This is a genomic window from Micromonospora sp. C81 (assembly GCF_018070425.1).
Taxonomy (GTDB): domain Bacteria; phylum Actinomycetota; class Actinomycetes; order Mycobacteriales; family Micromonosporaceae; genus Micromonospora; species Micromonospora zamorensis.
In genome coordinates this window covers 193,184-208,481 of sequence record NZ_JAGPXS010000013.1, presented here as the reverse complement: position 1 = coordinate 208,481, position 15,298 = coordinate 193,184, and the positions used below count along the sequence as shown (strand labels likewise).

The 15,298-nt window shown below is 66.4% G+C and carries 18 protein-coding genes and 1 pseudogene; 8 read left to right on the top strand and 11 right to left on the bottom strand.

Annotated elements, in window-relative coordinates; all coding sequences use genetic code 11:
* Positions 1-169 precede the first annotated feature (169 nt).
* A complete protein-coding gene (locus KBX46_RS21700; protein ID WP_210793842.1) occupies positions 170-1,228 on the bottom strand; it encodes an aldo/keto reductase in 1,059 nt (352 codons plus the stop codon).
* Positions 1,229-1,318: 90 nt separating this feature from the next.
* Here KBX46_RS21700 and KBX46_RS21695 point away from each other — a divergent pair, with 90 nt between their 5' ends.
* The gene (locus KBX46_RS21695) at positions 1,319-1,924 is read left to right on the top strand and encodes a TetR/AcrR family transcriptional regulator (protein ID WP_308159656.1); all 606 of its coding nucleotides are present in this window, start codon (positions 1,319-1,321) and stop codon (positions 1,922-1,924) included.
* 122 nt (positions 1,925-2,046) lie between these two features.
* On the opposite strand, the gene KBX46_RS21690 is transcribed toward KBX46_RS21695, so the two are convergent.
* The gene (locus tag KBX46_RS21690) at positions 2,047-2,454 is read right to left on the bottom strand and encodes a nitroreductase family deazaflavin-dependent oxidoreductase (protein ID WP_088948929.1); all 408 of its coding nucleotides are present in this window, start codon (positions 2,452-2,454) and stop codon (positions 2,047-2,049) included.
* Between the two features lie 222 nt (positions 2,455-2,676).
* Here KBX46_RS21690 and KBX46_RS21685 point away from each other — a divergent pair, with 222 nt between their 5' ends.
* Both KBX46_RS21685 and KBX46_RS21680 read left to right on the top strand, forming a co-directional pair.
* Positions 2,677-3,318, top strand: a complete 642-nt coding sequence (locus KBX46_RS21685) for a DUF4291 domain-containing protein (RefSeq protein WP_210793841.1) — start codon at positions 2,677-2,679, stop codon at positions 3,316-3,318.
* A 97-nt stretch (positions 3,319-3,415) separates the two neighbouring features.
* The gene (locus KBX46_RS21680; protein ID WP_308159655.1) at positions 3,416-4,027 is read left to right on the top strand and encodes a hypothetical protein; all 612 of its coding nucleotides are present in this window, start codon (positions 3,416-3,418) and stop codon (positions 4,025-4,027) included.
* Positions 4,028-4,124: 97 nt separating this feature from the next.
* Here the strand turns inward: KBX46_RS21680 and KBX46_RS21675 are convergent, their stop codons facing one another.
* The gene (locus KBX46_RS21675; RefSeq protein ID WP_210793840.1) at positions 4,125-4,370 is read right to left on the bottom strand and encodes a hypothetical protein; all 246 of its coding nucleotides are present in this window, start codon (positions 4,368-4,370) and stop codon (positions 4,125-4,127) included.
* Between the two features lie 163 nt (positions 4,371-4,533).
* Positions 4,534-5,097 carry a TIGR03086 family metal-binding protein gene (locus KBX46_RS21670; protein ID WP_210793857.1) on the bottom strand — a complete coding sequence of 188 codons (564 nt, stop codon included), beginning with the start codon at positions 5,095-5,097 and terminating at the stop codon, positions 4,534-4,536.
* 150 nt (positions 5,098-5,247) lie between these two features.
* On the opposite strand from KBX46_RS21670, the gene KBX46_RS21665 reads away from it, so the two are divergent.
* Entirely contained in the window at positions 5,248-5,817 is a 570-nt protein-coding gene (locus KBX46_RS21665) for a nitroreductase family protein (RefSeq protein WP_210793839.1), read from the top strand.
* 129 nt (positions 5,818-5,946) lie between these two features.
* Here KBX46_RS21665 and KBX46_RS33190 read toward each other — a convergent pair whose 3' ends face one another.
* Positions 5,947-6,810: a tyrosine-type recombinase/integrase gene (locus KBX46_RS33190; RefSeq protein WP_210793838.1), complete on the bottom strand. Its 864-nt coding sequence runs from the start codon at positions 6,808-6,810 to the stop codon at positions 5,947-5,949.
* A gap of 181 nt (positions 6,811-6,991) precedes the next feature.
* Here KBX46_RS33190 and KBX46_RS21655 point away from each other — a divergent pair, with 181 nt between their 5' ends.
* On the top strand, positions 6,992-7,339 hold the full coding sequence (locus tag KBX46_RS21655) for a hypothetical protein (RefSeq protein WP_210793837.1): 348 nt from the start codon (positions 6,992-6,994) through the stop codon (positions 7,337-7,339).
* Positions 7,340-7,403: 64 nt separating this feature from the next.
* On the opposite strand, the gene KBX46_RS21650 is transcribed toward KBX46_RS21655, so the two are convergent.
* The 3 genes from KBX46_RS21650 to KBX46_RS21640 all read right to left on the bottom strand — a co-directional run bounded on the left by KBX46_RS21650 (position 7,404) and on the right by KBX46_RS21640 (position 9,175).
* On the bottom strand, positions 7,404-7,874 hold the full coding sequence (locus KBX46_RS21650; RefSeq protein WP_210793836.1) for a hypothetical protein: 471 nt from the start codon (positions 7,872-7,874) through the stop codon (positions 7,404-7,406).
* 328 nt (positions 7,875-8,202) lie between these two features.
* Positions 8,203-8,841 carry a hypothetical protein gene (locus KBX46_RS21645; RefSeq protein ID WP_210793835.1) on the bottom strand — a complete coding sequence of 213 codons (639 nt, stop codon included), beginning with the start codon at positions 8,839-8,841 and terminating at the stop codon, positions 8,203-8,205.
* Positions 8,777-9,175: a hypothetical protein gene (locus KBX46_RS21640; protein WP_210793861.1), complete on the bottom strand. Its 399-nt coding sequence runs from the start codon at positions 9,173-9,175 to the stop codon at positions 8,777-8,779. The genes KBX46_RS21645 and KBX46_RS21640 overlap by 65 nt, the downstream gene beginning before the upstream one ends.
* Before the next feature lie 156 nt (positions 9,176-9,331).
* On the opposite strand from KBX46_RS21640, the pseudogene KBX46_RS21635 reads away from it, so the two are divergent.
* Positions 9,332-9,409 (top strand): annotated as a pseudogene (locus tag KBX46_RS21635) (DedA family protein); the annotation flags it as partial.
* A gap of 362 nt (positions 9,410-9,771) precedes the next feature.
* Here KBX46_RS21635 and KBX46_RS21630 read toward each other — a convergent pair.
* Entirely contained in the window at positions 9,772-11,472 is a 1,701-nt protein-coding gene (locus KBX46_RS21630; protein WP_210793834.1) for a hypothetical protein, read from the bottom strand.
* A gap of 165 nt (positions 11,473-11,637) precedes the next feature.
* Between KBX46_RS21630 and KBX46_RS21625 the strand changes: the two genes are divergently transcribed.
* Positions 11,638-12,102 carry a histidine kinase dimerization/phosphoacceptor domain-containing protein gene (locus KBX46_RS21625; RefSeq protein WP_308159654.1) on the top strand — a complete coding sequence of 155 codons (465 nt, stop codon included), beginning with the start codon at positions 11,638-11,640 and terminating at the stop codon, positions 12,100-12,102.
* Here the strand turns inward: KBX46_RS21625 and KBX46_RS21620 are convergent.
* Positions 12,045-13,733, bottom strand: coding sequence for a cellulose binding domain-containing protein (locus KBX46_RS21620; protein WP_210793833.1), 1,689 nt, complete (start codon positions 13,731-13,733; stop codon positions 12,045-12,047). The two genes, KBX46_RS21625 and KBX46_RS21620, sit on opposite strands and share 58 nt — an antisense overlap.
* Positions 13,734-14,165: 432 nt before the next feature.
* Between KBX46_RS21620 and KBX46_RS21615 the strand changes: the two genes are divergently transcribed.
* Positions 14,166-14,873 (top strand): SDR family oxidoreductase, encoded by a 708-nt coding sequence (locus tag KBX46_RS21615; RefSeq protein ID WP_210793832.1) that lies wholly within the window; start codon positions 14,166-14,168, stop codon positions 14,871-14,873.
* A 24-nt stretch (positions 14,874-14,897) separates the two neighbouring features.
* Here KBX46_RS21615 and KBX46_RS21610 read toward each other — a convergent pair whose 3' ends face one another.
* The gene (locus KBX46_RS21610; RefSeq protein WP_210793856.1) at positions 14,898-15,266 is read right to left on the bottom strand and encodes a MerR family transcriptional regulator; all 369 of its coding nucleotides are present in this window, start codon (positions 15,264-15,266) and stop codon (positions 14,898-14,900) included.
* Between the last annotated feature and the right edge of the window lie 32 nt (positions 15,267-15,298).

Here is a 15,298-nt window from a genome sequence, read left to right as displayed (position 1 = left end):
TCTGCAATCCAGCGCGGCCGACCTGAACCCCGAGATCGACACTTCGGAAAAGTCACTTCCCGGACCCGCCACACCCCAGCCTAGAACAGCCCTCACCGCGGCCTCTTGACACAGAGGGGTGCCAGATCCGTACGCCTGATGTCGTCCTGCAGTAACTGTGTCTTGATGATCAGGCGGCGCCACGCTCGCTGACCGGCCGGCGGCGCAGGTTCGGGTTCAGCAGGGCCGGGGGCAGGTAGGCCTGGTCGAGCCGGGTGACATCGGTGCCGGGCGCGACGATCTCGTCGATCCGGTCGAGGATCTCGTCGGTGAGCGTGACGTCGACGCCCGCGAGCAGGTTGTCGAGGTGCTCCATCGTGCGCGGGCCGAGGATTGCGCTGGTCACGCCTGGGTGTGCGATGGCGAATGCCATGGCGAGGTGGGTCAACGGCATGCCTGCCTCGTTGGCGAGCGGGATGAGTTGTTCGACGACGTCGATCCGACGCTCGTCGGTGAGGTGCTTGGAGAAGCGGGCGCGGCGCAGGTCGTTCTGCTCGCCCTTGCGGACCCGGCCGGTGAGCATTCCCTGCCCGAGCGGGCCCCACACCAGCGTGCCCATCCCGTAGCGCTGCGCGGCCGGCAGCACCTCGCTCTCGATGCTGCGGTTGAGGATCGAGTAGGGCGGCTGCTCGGTGTGGAAACGTTCCAGCCCGCGCCGCTCGGCGACCCACTGGGCCTCGATGATGTCGGATGCGGGCGTCGTGGATGACCCGATCGCCCGGACCTTGCCACTGCGAATCAGGTCGGAGAGCGCGGAGAGCGTCTCCTCGATGTCGGTGTCCGGGTCCGGGCGCTGGATCTGGTAGAGGTCGATGTAGTCGGTCTGCAGGCGGCGCAGCGAGCCCTCGACTGCGGTCATGATCCAGCGGCGGGAGGCGCCTCGCTGGTTGGGGTCGGTGCCTGCGGCCGCGCCCGGCGTCCGGGGCAGCGCGTTCAGCCTGGGAAGGCCCACCTTGGTCGCGAGGATGACGTTGTCCCGGCGTCCCTTGAGGGCCCTGCCCACGATCTCCTCCGAGTCGCCGTAGGCATCGGCGGTGTCGACAAAGTTGATCCCCGCGTCCAGCGCCTTGTGAATGACCTTGATCGAGTCGTCAGGGTCGGGGTTCCCGATCACCGTGGCGAACATCAGCGTGCCGAGCGCGTACGGGCTGACCTTGATGCCCGTCCGGCCCAGGGTGCGGTACTGCATGAGCGTCTCCTTGCGGTATCGTGGTTATGCGGAAACTCTTTCCGGAAACTATACGGAAAGCTTTTCCGGAACAGCAAGGGAGGCGCAGCTGTGACCGACAACACAGCGGATTTCGGTGTTGGCGAACGCGCCCCGCGCCGGATGCGCACCGACGCGCGCCGCAACATCGAGTCCCTGCTCGACGCGGCGAAGACGGTCTTCAACACCGCCGGCGTCGACGCCCCCGCCAAAGAGATCACCGATCTGGCCGGCGTCGGCGTCGGCACGCTCTACCGGCACTTCCCGCAGCGCTCGGACCTGATCAAGGCCGTCATCGAGCGCGAGATCGACGCCTGCGCCGACGCGGCCCCGGCGCTGGCCGCCGCACACGAGCCGGGGGTCGCCCTCGCGAAGTGGCTCGACCGGTTCACCGCGTTCGTCGCGACCAAACGCGGATTTGCCGCGGCCCTGCACTCCGGCGATCCGGCGTTCGACGGCCTGCCCGGATATCTCATGCAGAAGCTAGGACCGGCCCTCGAGTCCTTGCTCGAAGCCGCGACAGCCAACGGCGAGGTCCAAGCCCGGATCAGTGCCCAGGACCTGCTGTACGCCGTTGCGAAACTGTGTGCGCCCATGCCGAACGAGGAACCCGACTACGGCCGGCGCATGGTCGCGCTCCTCGTCGACGGACTACGGTCCGGCGACTCCCCACAGTGAAATATTCACCCTCGGTCGGCGACGCGTGGAGCGGGACGCACTCATCTCGGAGCCATGAGCGAATACGCGCCGGATCAGCGGCGCGCCCCCACCGTCGGGCAACGGGGTTGCACCGTCTCTGCCTACGGCGCAGGTTCCAGCACGACGACCGGGATCTGACGGGTGGTCTTCCGCTCATAGTCGGCGAAGCCTGGATACGCGGCCTTCTGCGCGCTCCAGATCCGTTCCCGCTCGTCGCCGGCGGCAACTCTGGCGACCAACTCGACCTTGTCCGTACCGATCTCCGCTTGGGCCTGCGGGTGAGCGAGCAGGTTGTAGTACCAGTCGGGATTGGTGGGCGCACCGCCCTTGGACGCGAACACGGCGTAGCCGCCGTCCACCTTCTGGTACATCATCGGGTTCACGCGAGGCTGGCCGCTCTTGGCGCCGACCGTGTGCAACAGCAGCAGCGGCGCGCCAGCGAACTGACCGCCGACCTGCCCACCGTTGGCGCGAAACTCAACGATGATCTTGTCGTTCCAGTCGCTCATGCCCTCTCCCCGCCTCCACGAACCGACTCCTTGACCACGATTCTGACAGTCCCGGCCGGGGTGTGACACTGCGACCACGCACCAACGAACCCGGCGGCGACAATGCGTAGCGCTTGGTTCGCGGCGAATACCGGTGCAGCCGCAGGTCCATTTCGGCCTGGTGCTGGCCTGGGTGCGGAATCTCGATGGCGCAGTCGAGTCCCGATCGGTGACGATCAAGCCGTGTCCATTCCCGCCCGTCAGATCCGCGCCCGCTACTCAGCCGACACCATCACCGTGTACCAGGCGTATCCCCCGCAGATCGCGCTGGCGGCGGTGGCAGCCGGCCGTTTCGTGGCCCCCTTCAAGCGGGATCGGATGACGTGGATCAAGCCGTCATTCCTGTGGATGATGTACCGCTGCGGCTGGGTCACCAAGCCAGGGCAGGAGCGCGTGCTGTCCATCGACATCGCGCGGGAGGGATTTGAGTGGGCGCTGGCACGAGCCAGCCTGAGCCACTACGACCGAGACCTGCACGGCGACAAGGCAACCTGGACCCGGCAACTGAAGGCCAGCCCCGTACGAGCGCAGTGGGATCCGGAACGATCACTGCATTTGAAGGCGCTGCCGTACCGGTCGCTGCAGGTCGGGTTGTCCGGCGAGGCAGTCGATCGATACGTTGACGACTGGATCGTGACCGTCACGGACATCACCCCCACCGTTCACCGCGTGAGGGACCTCCTGCGCAGCGGCGACGAACAGGCGGCAACGGCTCACCTGCCCGTCGAACGTGTCTACCCGCTGCCGGCTCAGATCGCCGCCGGCCTTAACGCCAGCCCGGACGTCGTCGCCGAAGAGGTGGCCGAGCAACAGCACGCGCACTGACGGTCGCTCGGCACGCCAGCGCCCCGCTCGGCGGCAGATCCGGACGTCGTGCCTGGCGGGTTCGAATCTTCCACATTGGGCCTGTCATCCTGCCGGGGTGGAGGAGTGGGCGTACGACGGCATGACCTACCAGATCAGCTCGATGTACCTCCTGCCGGAGGACGCGTGGACCTACGAGCTGATCGGGCCACGCGCAACGTCCGACGTGGTCGGCGCGGTCGCTGTGGTAATCCCAGATGCGACGCCCGACGGCGAGCAGTTCACGCCGGCGGACGCCACCCACGCCTACGTGGCCGCCACTGAGAGGCCACTGCCCTGGCCGGTGTTGCTGCACTTCGTTCGCTTCGTTGAGTCATCCGGCGACATCGTGTCCGGCGCGCCGAACGCGGCCGTGGCCGGTGATCTCTCTTTGTCCTTGAACTTGTGGCGCTTCGCGAGTCGAGTTTTCGAGGTCACGTCCCACCATGACGGCGAGCACGACGGTTGGTGCTACGAGCTCTACGAGGTCAACCCAACGAACACCTCAAACGACTACATCTATATACGCATCCCCGATCTCCAACCGTCTGGCGGACCGTTTGTACCCGCCCTCGCACGACAGGTCACCGTCGCCGGGCACGGCAACTCGAAGCTTCCCTGGCCGGTCTTCCGCCACTTCCTCGGTGCCATCTTCGCCAGTGGCCACGTGGTCGACGATCAGGAAGGTTGACGGCCCGACCAATCGGCGGTACGCGTGGACAGCGGCAGATCAATGTACCTCTGACCGTGGCGACGGTATCCCGGCCGCGTCACCTCATTCGGCTGCTTCAGCGGGCCGGATCTGGTGTGCTGGGCGGTTCCTGGAAACGACTGATGCCGTCGAGCAGGTCGTCCCAAAGGTTCTCCGCAGCCTCGCGAACCCCAGGGTTGAGGTTGCGGTGTACAACCCACTTCGCTTCACCCAAGCCCATGCCAGTCGCGTCGGCAACGGCCTTGATTGCCGAGATAGGGGAATCGGTGCGCCGGAGCAGTTCCCTGGCAACCTGATCCGCGTCGGCACCGGATGTCAGCATCGTCCGTGCCACCTCAGTCAAGACTCGGATCCGCGCCACTCTCTCCGCCTTCCCACTCTCAGTCACCAAGAGAGCGTATCGACAAACCGCACCGGCCTCTGCCCTCACCTACAGTGACGACCGCTTCTCGACGGAGTGTGTCACCACCTGGCAGCGACAGCGATCATCGGATTCTTCTCCCCAGGAGCAGTGCGAGCTGCATGGTCTTCGATTCGGCCCTCGCGTCTACAACAGGTGGGTGGTACATGACTCCTCGTAGCCGGTCCGGCACCACCGCGCCAGCGTAGGAAAGGCTTCGACCGGCAATGCCGTTCGGAGCGTCACTAGGCTGACCGGTGGCTACGGCTAGGTCCCAACCGTGAGTGATCGTCTCGACAGTGAAGCCTTGCGCAGCCTGCATGGCCGAGCATGTTCCCCAGGGTGCACGCACCTCTTCAGCGGCGGCCAGCGGAATCCATGCCGTTCGGATGGAAGCCGCCAGCCGCGCGTAGGTGGAGGCGAGTTCGGCATCGGGAACGTCGTCAACCACATGGGGAATGTCGCGCATCGGGGTGCAGCGTGCAGTGGCGAGTCCTCGGTATGCCGTGCCGATGAGGTGCCCGAGCAGGCTTCGCACATCGAAGTCCTCGCAGGGGGTGGGTGTTCCGAAGCACTCGACGGGCACCCTGGTGGCCAGATCTGACACCCAATCGAGGGCGTCGAAGTAGTCCTGCCGTTGCGTCGCCATGGTCACCCGGTCACGATAGCGACGTTGCCGGGTCGATGACTTCCGCGCGCATCGGCACACCCGGCGGCCGGGGGCCCGCCGACTGCCTGTCTGACGGATGGATCGGCAGCGGCGCAAGGACAGGTGCAGCGCCTATGACAGGCTGTTCAGATGCTGGACGACCTGACCGATCGCGGATTGCATCCCCTGCTTGCTGCACGGTGGAGCCCTACGACGTTCGATCCGATGTTCGATCTGGAGACCACTCAGATTGAGCTGCTCGTGGAGGCGGCGCGATGGGCACCATCCGCCGGCAACTCGCAGCCGTGGGCGTTCATTGTGGGTCGTCGAGGCGACGACACGCACCGGCGACTCGTGCGTCACCTCGCAGCCAGTTCGAGGCGGTGGGCACCGTCAGCGAGCGTCCTCGTGGCAAACCTCGCGCACCGATACGTGGCTGACACCGACTGGGAGTATTCAGAGTTTTCGCTGTACGACCTGGGGCAGGCGGTGGCGCACATGACGATCCAGGCGCAGGCCCTCGGGCTGTCCGCTCGGCAGTTTCGCGCGTTCGACCGCAGCGGCGTAGCGGACGAGTTCGGTGTGCCTGACCATTGGGAGGTCACGACCATGTCTGCTTTTGGCCTGGTGCCTTCTGGTGCGAGTTCACCTGCGCACCCGCCTGCCGGCCGGTCCCGCGAGCGTCGCCCAGTCCGTGAGCTGCTCTGGACGGGTCAATGATCACCGCTCACGCGGCCCAGCCATGTGCACAGCACGCCCACGCCCAAGGGCCCCGAGCAGTGCCGTGATTTCTCGTGGGTCTCATGGCCAACCGGACATGCGCCTCTCGGCAAAGCCGTGAGCGGCTGATCACGTTCCGGAGGCCATGTAGGCGGCGAGGATGTAGTTGGGGTGCCGGTCGAGGTTCTTGCGGGCCCGGTCATAGCGCATGGTGGTCCGTGGGTCGGCGTGGCGGGCGGCGATCTGCACGTCGCGGAGGCTGACGCCGGCGTCGAGCATGGTCGTCACGAACGTGTGCCGCAACATGTGGGGGTGCATCCTCGGCATCCGGATGCCCGCTGTGTGGGCGAGGTGCTTGAGTCGGCGGGTGGCGGCGTGCCGGTCCATCCTCCGACCATGGGTGTTGCGCAGGATCGGCCCGGCGGTGCGGTCGTCGACGGCCTGGTCGATAGCCCGAGCGACCGCGGGTGGTAGCGGGACGAGGACGACCTTGCCGCCCTTGCCACGCACGCGTAGGACCCGGTGACCGTGTTCCTCACCGAGGTCGGCGATGTTCGATCCGCAGGCTTCGAAGATCCGTAACCCGAGCAGGCCCAGGAGCGCGACCAGGGCGAAGTCGTTCGGGTTCGAGGACTTCCGCGCGGTGGTGATCATGGCTTCGAACTGCAGGTGCCCCAGTCCGAGGGTCGGTGACTCGGCCGGCACCGTGGGCCGGCGGACGTAGTCGGCCGGCGAGTGCTCCAGGATGGCGTCGATGACGCAGACCCGATAGAACCCAACCACGACCGACAGCCGGCGGGACACCGTCGAGGGCTGGTACCGGCGGACGTCTTGAAGCCAGCGCACGTACCGCTCGATGTCCACCCGCGCCGCCGCCAGCGGGTCCAGGTCGTGGTCGGCGCACCAGCGGAGGAAGACCCGTAGGTCGGAATCAGTATGGACGCGAGTCTGGCCACGGTAACGGCCCAGGAAAGCGGACACCGCGGCGCGCACAACGAGTTGATCGGTCAGTACGACAGGGGAAGCGGAAGCAGGCGAGGTAGTCATACATCACCGTGCGTCACCATCGGCGATGAACACCAGCCCACCTGGAGCGGCAGATCTGGATGTTCCGCGGCATCGGCGAAGCATTATCTCGCTACCGGACTGTGCTGACGGTGCCTACTCTTCCGTCGTGGCACGCAGCCGTATCAGGAGCATCGTCGTCGAGGACATCGTCTACCGATGGACCGTCAGCATGATCGATCCGGGCCATGTCATGGTGAAGGTCTGGCGCGACGGACCCGGCGGTGCATTGGAGGTCATGGCGATCTTTGATGACCCATGGCTGAACTACGGACCGATCATCACCGCACCTGCCGGCCGAGCGGCCGAAGTGTTCGAACTGAGCCCGATCGCCCCGGCTCTGGTCGCGAAGATTGTCCAGCAGGCACTCGACGCGGGCTGGCAGGCACATCACAACGCAACGACGCGGCTCCAGCTCACCCGCGACCGCGAACGGTTGGAGCCATCACCCGAGTAACGGGGCGTCGGACGCGACCGTTGTTCGCGGCAAGAGCGGACGGACCCCGCTGGCCAGGGCATGTCTAGAGCGGATCCAGGAGCAGCACGCCGTCCGGCGAGTAGAAGTAACCGCGCACGTGCCGCGCCCAGTCTTCGATCTTCGGGTCTTCCGACTGCGACAACCACTCAAACAGACGCGCGTGCTCGTCGGTGTATCCGTTCTCCAGGAGCCACTGAAGCGTGTCGCCCCGGCCCGCTCCGAAGATGGCCTGGGCGTCGAAGCCGATGCCTAGGTCCATGTCGCCCGTGCGGAACTTCGCCCCATACAGGCGGGGCGAGTCCGCGGGATCACCGATAAGGAACAGAAGAAAGGCCGTTACGTAGACCTGCTCGTACTCGTCGCTCTCGCCCACGTCCGGGCCTTCGCGCCACGCCCTTTCGTGGTCGAAGATCTCTCGGAGCATCGCGTGGTAAGGGCCAGGATCATCTACGTCAACCATCCGGAGCGCCTCCCGACGCGAAGCCGGACTCGAGAGGTCCAAAGACTCGGCCATGTGTGCACGCTAGTCGGTGTGCCCGCTCATCGGCAGATCCGGGCGTCGACCCGTACGGTGAGTCGGTCACTGCCGTTACGGCTTTCGTCTCGGTGGCGTGCACGGTCAGCGACGGGATTCGCGGCCCGTACTGGCCGGTGAACGGCACCTGATGGGTCAGCCTGGGCCTCGTTGGTCGACGATCGGAAAGGCCCGCCGTGCGATGCCATAAATGATGCCGCGTACGCGCCGGAGCCGCTCACTCGGCGGGCTGCCGCCCCAGCGTCGCAGCTCGTCCCGCTTGCGGTGCTCGGCTTCGCCATGTTCCTGCTCCAATCGCTTGAGCATCTCAGTCTCGACCTACTCCGCCAGGCTCGGCAGGGGGTGGCAACGCGCGCGCCCAGGCGTGCCAGTAGGCGGCGCCGCCGCTGGTCTGGCGCAGGATCGCGTCGGCGCGCGTCACGCCGTCACCCGGGTCGCCGCCCGTTGCGTCCTCCGGCCAGAAGCACAGCAGGTAGCGGTCCAGCCGCTGATCCATGTAGGTGTAGTCGTTTTCGGCAAGTTCGTCAGGGTCGTGACCGCCGAACGGGTCGTGCCCCTCATCCATGCCCATGGCGCAGTACCGCACGCGGTAGACCGGCAACCGGCTGGTGTCCTGCCCGTCGGAGGTCAGCGGCAGCTTGGCGAGTGAACCGTCACCCCACGGGACCAGGTCGACCACAGCGGCCCTCGGCGCGAACGACACCTCCACCACCTCCTCCCATTCCTCCGCTGCCACTGGCGGCTCGACGTCGTGCAACTCGACAGTGAACTGGACCTGCCCGGTATGCGTACCGGTCATCAGGAACAGCGTGCCCGGCTGACCGCCCCCGCAGAGGCCATTCGCCTGCCCGGCGAACGACCCGGCCATGTCGTCTGGCAGCTCACGACTCGTCACGTAGATCTGCCCGTAGGCGACCGGAGCCTTGCCGTCGAAGAGAACGCGCATCGACCGATCCTGCCATCGATCGACGGACGCCCGCTGTCCCCCCGAAGCGGCAGACAGGTCGGCGATTGGCAGACACGCCGGCGATTGTCCGTGCGGCGATGGTGACTCGCATGGCGGCGAGGTCAAAGCCACCCGGGCGAGAAGGCACTCGGGACGATGGGCCGCGCTCCTGGTGCCCGGGGCCGTCGACGAGCCGGCCGATCTCATCCACGAGTGTGACGCCGTTGGCAAGCGAGACGGTTCGGAAGTGCGCCGAGACCAGGTGATAGAGACAGCGCCAGTCCTCGACGCCATCGGCCGCGTGGAACTGCGCGGCGGTGATCTGCACGGTCATGCCGGCGAACGTTACATCGACGGGGAGCACCCCACCGGACCGCTCTGGAGGCGGCGCTACGTTCGATGGATGGTGCGGCTTTCCACACCTCGGCGGTTGTGGCCGGCTCGCTGAGGTCGGCGGTCGACCTCATGGTTCGGGCCGCGGTGAGCCGGCGTGGCGGTCGCGTTGGAGAACCTGTTCCCGCCGTTTCCGAGCGAGTGGAGCCGGCCGTTGGCGGGCGTGGTGGTCGGTGTGGTCACCGGTGCGGCCGAGGTGCTGTTCCTGCTGCTCGCCGGGCTCGTCGTGGTCACGGTCTCGCCAGCGCCGAGGGCTCGGCGCCGCATCGGTGCCACCATCATCCGGTACGCCCACCGCGTCACCGAGTGGAAACGTCACCGCCGGGCCGTCATCGCCCCGGAACCACCTCCACCCTCGGTCCGGGCGAACGGACCTAACTACGATTCTGTCGATGCTGCTCAGCGTGTCCATGCTGGGCACCGGCGGGGCCCCTGATCGCGATCCCGGTCTGCGCCGTGTAACTGGTCGTCCGCGGGTGCTCGGCTCCCGTCAGAACGTCCGCTGAGGGCGTCCGCGGCGGGGCTGCGGTGGCGGGTTCAGACGAAGCGTCGTTCCTTGTCGACGACAAAGTAGTCGAAGGCCGCCTCCGTCGCAGGCCACCACAGGGTTGAGGGCAGGACCGGCATCCGCCGCAGCTCCAGCACGACCTGGAACCGGGTGCAATTGCCGGTCCACCGCGTGCTGGGCACGTCCAACTCGAACGGCCCGGCGTAGCTGACGCCCGTCAATGGGTGCTCCTTGGTTTCGAGGCATTTTGTGATGGCTGACAGCCCCTCCTTCAGGTTGAACTTCTCTGGGGCGGCGGGCAGCGCACCCCTGACAAGCCCCACGATCGCCTTATGTGAACGCGAGCTGTTCCAGATGATGCCGGCATTCGCGAGTTGGGGCGCCAAGGCGCCCAGGTTGGTTTTGCACAGCAGAGGCATGTCCTTGACGGGGTGCTCGGTCCTAAACTGGCCGATGTGGATCCCACACATGGCCAGCAGCGAAAGGTAGCCCTTAACCAGGCGTTCAGCCTCGCCGTCACGGATGAAATCGAAACGGATGATGTCCTTGAACGCCGGTTCTGTCAGGCGGCCTATCTTCTCTACGGCCTGCCTACACATCTGCATCTCCTGCATCGTCTTTTCGAGATTCCAGAAGTTGTAGGTGACGCCGAAGTATCGCTTGAACCAGTCGCTGCAGGGCTTGATGACACGATAGGCACCCTTTCCGGAAGGTCCATCAAATTGACCTTCGCCGGGGTCCATGTCCTCGCCGGTGACGAAGGCGCAGATCAGGTCCAATGGCATCTCGATGTTGAACTGCAACTGCGCGGAGCCGCTGACCAAGGGCTTCAGCGTCGAGGCAACAGTATCCCCGGACTCCGGCACCGCGGGAGCGCTGTCCGCGGGCTTCCGCGCCGAGGAAGCGCTGTCCTCGGTCGCCTTTTTTACCCTACGGACGCTGGCCGGGTCGCGGAGCACCACGATGCGGTCGCCGACGTGGTACTGCCCCGGCGGGGCCGTCAGCAACCCGTTGTACAGCGGCAGGATGTCGTCGAACATCGTCGCGAGTTCAGAGCGGTGGCCGGTTTGCCGCAGCACGAATTCCAGGTTTCTGCTGTCGCTGGTGAACTGCCACCAGTCGCCGTCGCCGCAGCACAGCCTCGGCACCTTCCTGATCTTGCCCGGCAGCAACTTGCTCATTTCCTTGGCGGGGGTGAGCTGCACTGCGAGCGATTCGAGGTCCTGGATCTCCACCCCCAGCGCGGCGGAGCCGCGCAACATCCGACTGCCCGGCTGGCCGGCGAGCTCCTGCGTCCGCGCTTCGATCAGCTCCAGCGACTGCAACATCGCCTCCTGCGATAGGGGGGTGGTCGGCAGCTCGGACCGCAACTTTTGGAGTCGGTCCAGGTCGAGGCTGAGCAGCTCGCAGCGCACCCGATCCAAGCCGGTCACCTGTACGCTTGAGCCCTTCAGGGCTTCTTCCGACGTCTTGCTAAAGGACGGCAGGTCGGGCTGCTCCGGCCGCGTCATATCGTTGAGCCGTTTGCAGATTTCCTCGGCGGCATTAAGGTCGTCCGCAACGGTGAGATTGAGGCCGTGCAGCATCCGCAGCAATTTGTGTTCGCCGGCAGGCCCATGCAGAGTCTTGAAAGCCTCTTCCAGCGTCGAAAATTTGCGGAGGAGCTGCGGACCGAACTCTTTCTGGAGCCGTCCCCAGAGGTCGTTCTCTTGCGGCTGACGCGGGTCCATGGCGTTCCTCCTCCGTGAGCCGAGGCACTCGATACCAAGAATGACGGAAAGCGATGGCACCGGCACGTTACGTCAGCAAGCTGACAATGCGGCCCTGGGCCGGGATCGTCGGCGGTGACGACTGGTGCACGGTGCGTTGTTCGCCGCTGATCGGCCCGGATCCTGGTGACCCGGGCGATTCCCTCGCACACCTCATCGACGTGTCCGCCAGCTGCAGGAGCACGGCGTCGACCTGGTCGTGCCGCGGTCGACGCCGAGCGCCAGCGCATCGAACGCGAGCTGCACGACGGGCTCCAGCAACACCTCGTCGCACTCGGCATGGCGCTCGACCGGGCGCGCCGCACCCGCGACCCCGAGAGGCCCGCGAGTTGCTCGCGCAGGCACACGAGGACGCCCAACGCGCCGTCGACGACGTGCGGGACGTGGCCTGGCGGGCAGCCGCCGGGTCCTGGCGATCCTGCGCTACCTCGGCTCCTGAGTGCCCAGGGTCGCCCGGAAAGTCATTCCGGTGGGGCGTGTGGATGCGGTCGCTCGATCACACCCACACGCCCCACCGACGGTGAGAAGACGCCTCAGAGGGTGAACACGAGCGTGGAGATGCTGCGCGGACCGACGTTGATGGTGGCCTGACCTCCGTTCACGGTGGTCGGCTGGCTGGCCGCGTTGGCGGTCTGTGAGGTGAGGAAGTGCTCGGCCTTGCTGACGTTCTGCGGGGCCTGGACCACGGCGTTGTTGACCGCGTTGTTAGACCGGTTGAGGATGACCAGGCTGATCTTCCCGTCACCCTGGTAGGCGGTCACCTCCAGCGGCGACGCCTTGGAGCTCTTCGTCAGGGCGACGCGCTGGTAGCCGGGGCGGACGTACTTGGCGTACTGCGAGAACGCGTAGCCGCGCTTGAGCGGGGCGCCAGCGACGGTGCCGTACGCCGCTTCGCCGTCACCGATGAACGAGTAGTAACGCTTGCCGTACCACCAGATGTAGGCGTTCCAGTTGGCCTCCATCGACTTGTGCACAGTGCGCATGATGTCGTCGAGAGTCTCGTTCCAGACCGCCGCGTTGCCGGGGTTGCCCCAGATGTTGGAGCCGCCGCCGTCGGCGGCGTGCAGGTTCCACTCGGTCATCCACACCGGCTTGTTGTGCTGCTCGGCAAGGGTGTACGGCTTGAGCCGGCCGGCGTCCTCGGTGCCGTACAGGTGGCCACCGACGTAACCGATGTTGTTGCGGGCGGTCGCGTCGTTGAGGGTTGGATCGGTGTAGCTGTAGTTCAGGTTCACCGCCTCGGCGACCATCAGTTTGGTGTTCTGCACCTTCGTGCCCTGGTCGCGGACGAAGGTGCGCAGCTCCGTGCCGCTCCAGTCCATCGAGTCGTAGTCCGGGTGCCAGTCCGGCTCGTTCTGCACCGAGGTGACGTCGATCGGCACGCCCTGGCCACGCATGTACTGGACGTAGCTGTTCAGGTGGTTGGCGTAGTCGTCGTAGTAGTCGGTCTTCAGTTTGCCGCCGTTGACCCGGCTGTTGTTGGTCTTCCACGCCGCCGGCGCGGTCCACGGTGAGGCGAGGATCTTCACGTTGGACCCGGCGGTCTTCGCCGTCTTCAGGGAGTTCACGTGTGTCGCCCACTCGCTGGACACCGGTGACAGACCGGTACGCACGATGGACAGACCCAACTGGTTGGCGCCCATCCCAACCAGTGTCTGCGTCTCCGTCGTGGACCATGCGCTGCCCCAGATGGACTGGGCCGCCCCGAACCCGTCGACGGTCTGGTATCTGGTCGCGCTGTTCACCGTGATGTCCGCCGGCCCGTTCGGGGGTGGGGTCGTCGGCGGCGGGGTGGTCGGCGTCGTGCCACCGGTGCAGGCCACCCCGTTCAACGCGAAGCTGGTCGGATCAGGGTTGCTGCCGGTCCACGAGCCGTTGAAGCCGAACGACACCGTCCCGTTGGTCGCGATGCCCCCGTTGTAACTGACGTTCTTGGCGGTGACTGTGGCGCCGCTCTGGGTCAACGTCGTGTTCCACGCCTGCGTGACGGTCTGGCCGGCGTCGTAGGACCAGGTCAGCGACCAACTCGACACCGCGTCACCGACGTTGGTGATCGTGACGTTGGCCCCGAAGCCACCCTGCCACTGCGACGACACGCCGTAGTTCACCGAACAGCCGGCGGCTGCTGCCCCTGCCGGCACCGCCAAGGCGACCGCTGTCGATGCCAGCAGCATCGCGCTGGCCGACAACAACGCGGTTCTGATCACTCTGGGTCTTCTCATCGATCATTCTCCTGGATCGGGGGGACACTGATCCGTCGCCGTCGGGCCACGCCGCCACCGCAGCCAGGTCAGCGGTGCAGAGCATCGTTAGCGTTAACAAGCGCCGCCCGCCGTGCCCACGGCTGAGTCATGTCGATGCACTGCTGGCGCCCGAGCTCCCGACGGCACGCCACCTACGCCCACATCGACTCTGGTAGATGAGCACTGCGTCCGTCAAGCTGCGACGACGAGCTTTCGCGAAAGTTTCCGAACGTCCCTCGCCCCAAGGCGCTCCCCGGCACAACCCGGCCGCCAAATGTTGTCGTGAACATTCGGGCCGGGCTGAGGGTGACCGAGGTCACCGGCCAATGCCTTGAATCTGACACCAATGACAGGTTCTAGCGTTTCGGTGGCAGCGCACCTGGCGTGGCCCCTCCACCGAAGGAGTTCATCGTGCAGATTCAGGGTTCCATCGCTCTCGTGACCGGCTCGAACCGCGGCATCGGACGGGAGTACGTAGCGCAGCTCCTCGATCGGGGCGCGGCGAAGGTCTACGCGACGTCCCGCAACGGTCAGCCCGTGGACCTGCCGGGTGCCGTACCGCTGTCTCTTGAACTCACCGACCCCGCCGCCGTCCGCGCGGCGGCCGAGGTCGCGGCTGATGTGACGGTGCTGATCAACAACGCCGGCGTCGACTCCCATGTCGACCTGGTGGCCGGCGACCTCGACGCCGTCCGTCGCGACATGGAGGTCAACTATTTCGGCACCCTCTCCGTGGTGCGAGCGTTTGCCCCGGTGCTGGCCCGCAACGGCGGCGGCGCGATCGTCAACGTCCTCTCGGCGCTGTCCTGGTTCTCCTGGCCCGGGGAGGGGGCGTACGCGGCCGCGAAGGCGGCGGCCTGGTCGCTGACCAACAGCGTCCGCCTGGAACTCGCGGCACAGGGCACGCACGTCACCGGCGTCCACGTGGGTGCGGTGGACACCGACTTCAGCGCGAACTACGACGGCGCGAAGATCGACCCAGCGGACGTCGCTCGGGCCACCCTCGACGGTCTGGCGTCAGACGCCCTGGAGGTCCTCGTCGACACGTGGAGCGCCGACATCAAGGCCGCGCTGGCTCGCGACCCACGCGACTTCTACTCCCAGCTCTCCGCAGCCTGACGGTCCGCGGGCGGGCGGCCCGGGTCAGGTGCGGGCGAGCACCGCGCGGTGGGCGCGGTTGGCAGCGATCAGCTCGTCGAGCACCCCTCGGGTGTGGATCAGGTCCTCGATGTGCCGATCGAGTCGGTCGCGCTCGTGGCGCATGCGATCCACTGCGGCCTCGGAGGTGTCCTCACTCGGCGAGTCGACACACGGCAGCAGGTCGACGATCGTCCGGCTGCTCAGCCCGGCGGCGAACAGACGCTGTATGAGGACGACGCGCTCGACCTGACTGTCGCTGTAGCGGCGGTGGCCTCTGGGGCTGCGAAGACTGGTGAGCAAACCCTGCTCCTCGTAGTAGCGCAGCGATCGCACGCTCACCCCGGCACGGGCGGCGAGTTCGCCGATCCGGATGCTGGCCGTCATCGCTACCCCCACCGCACCTG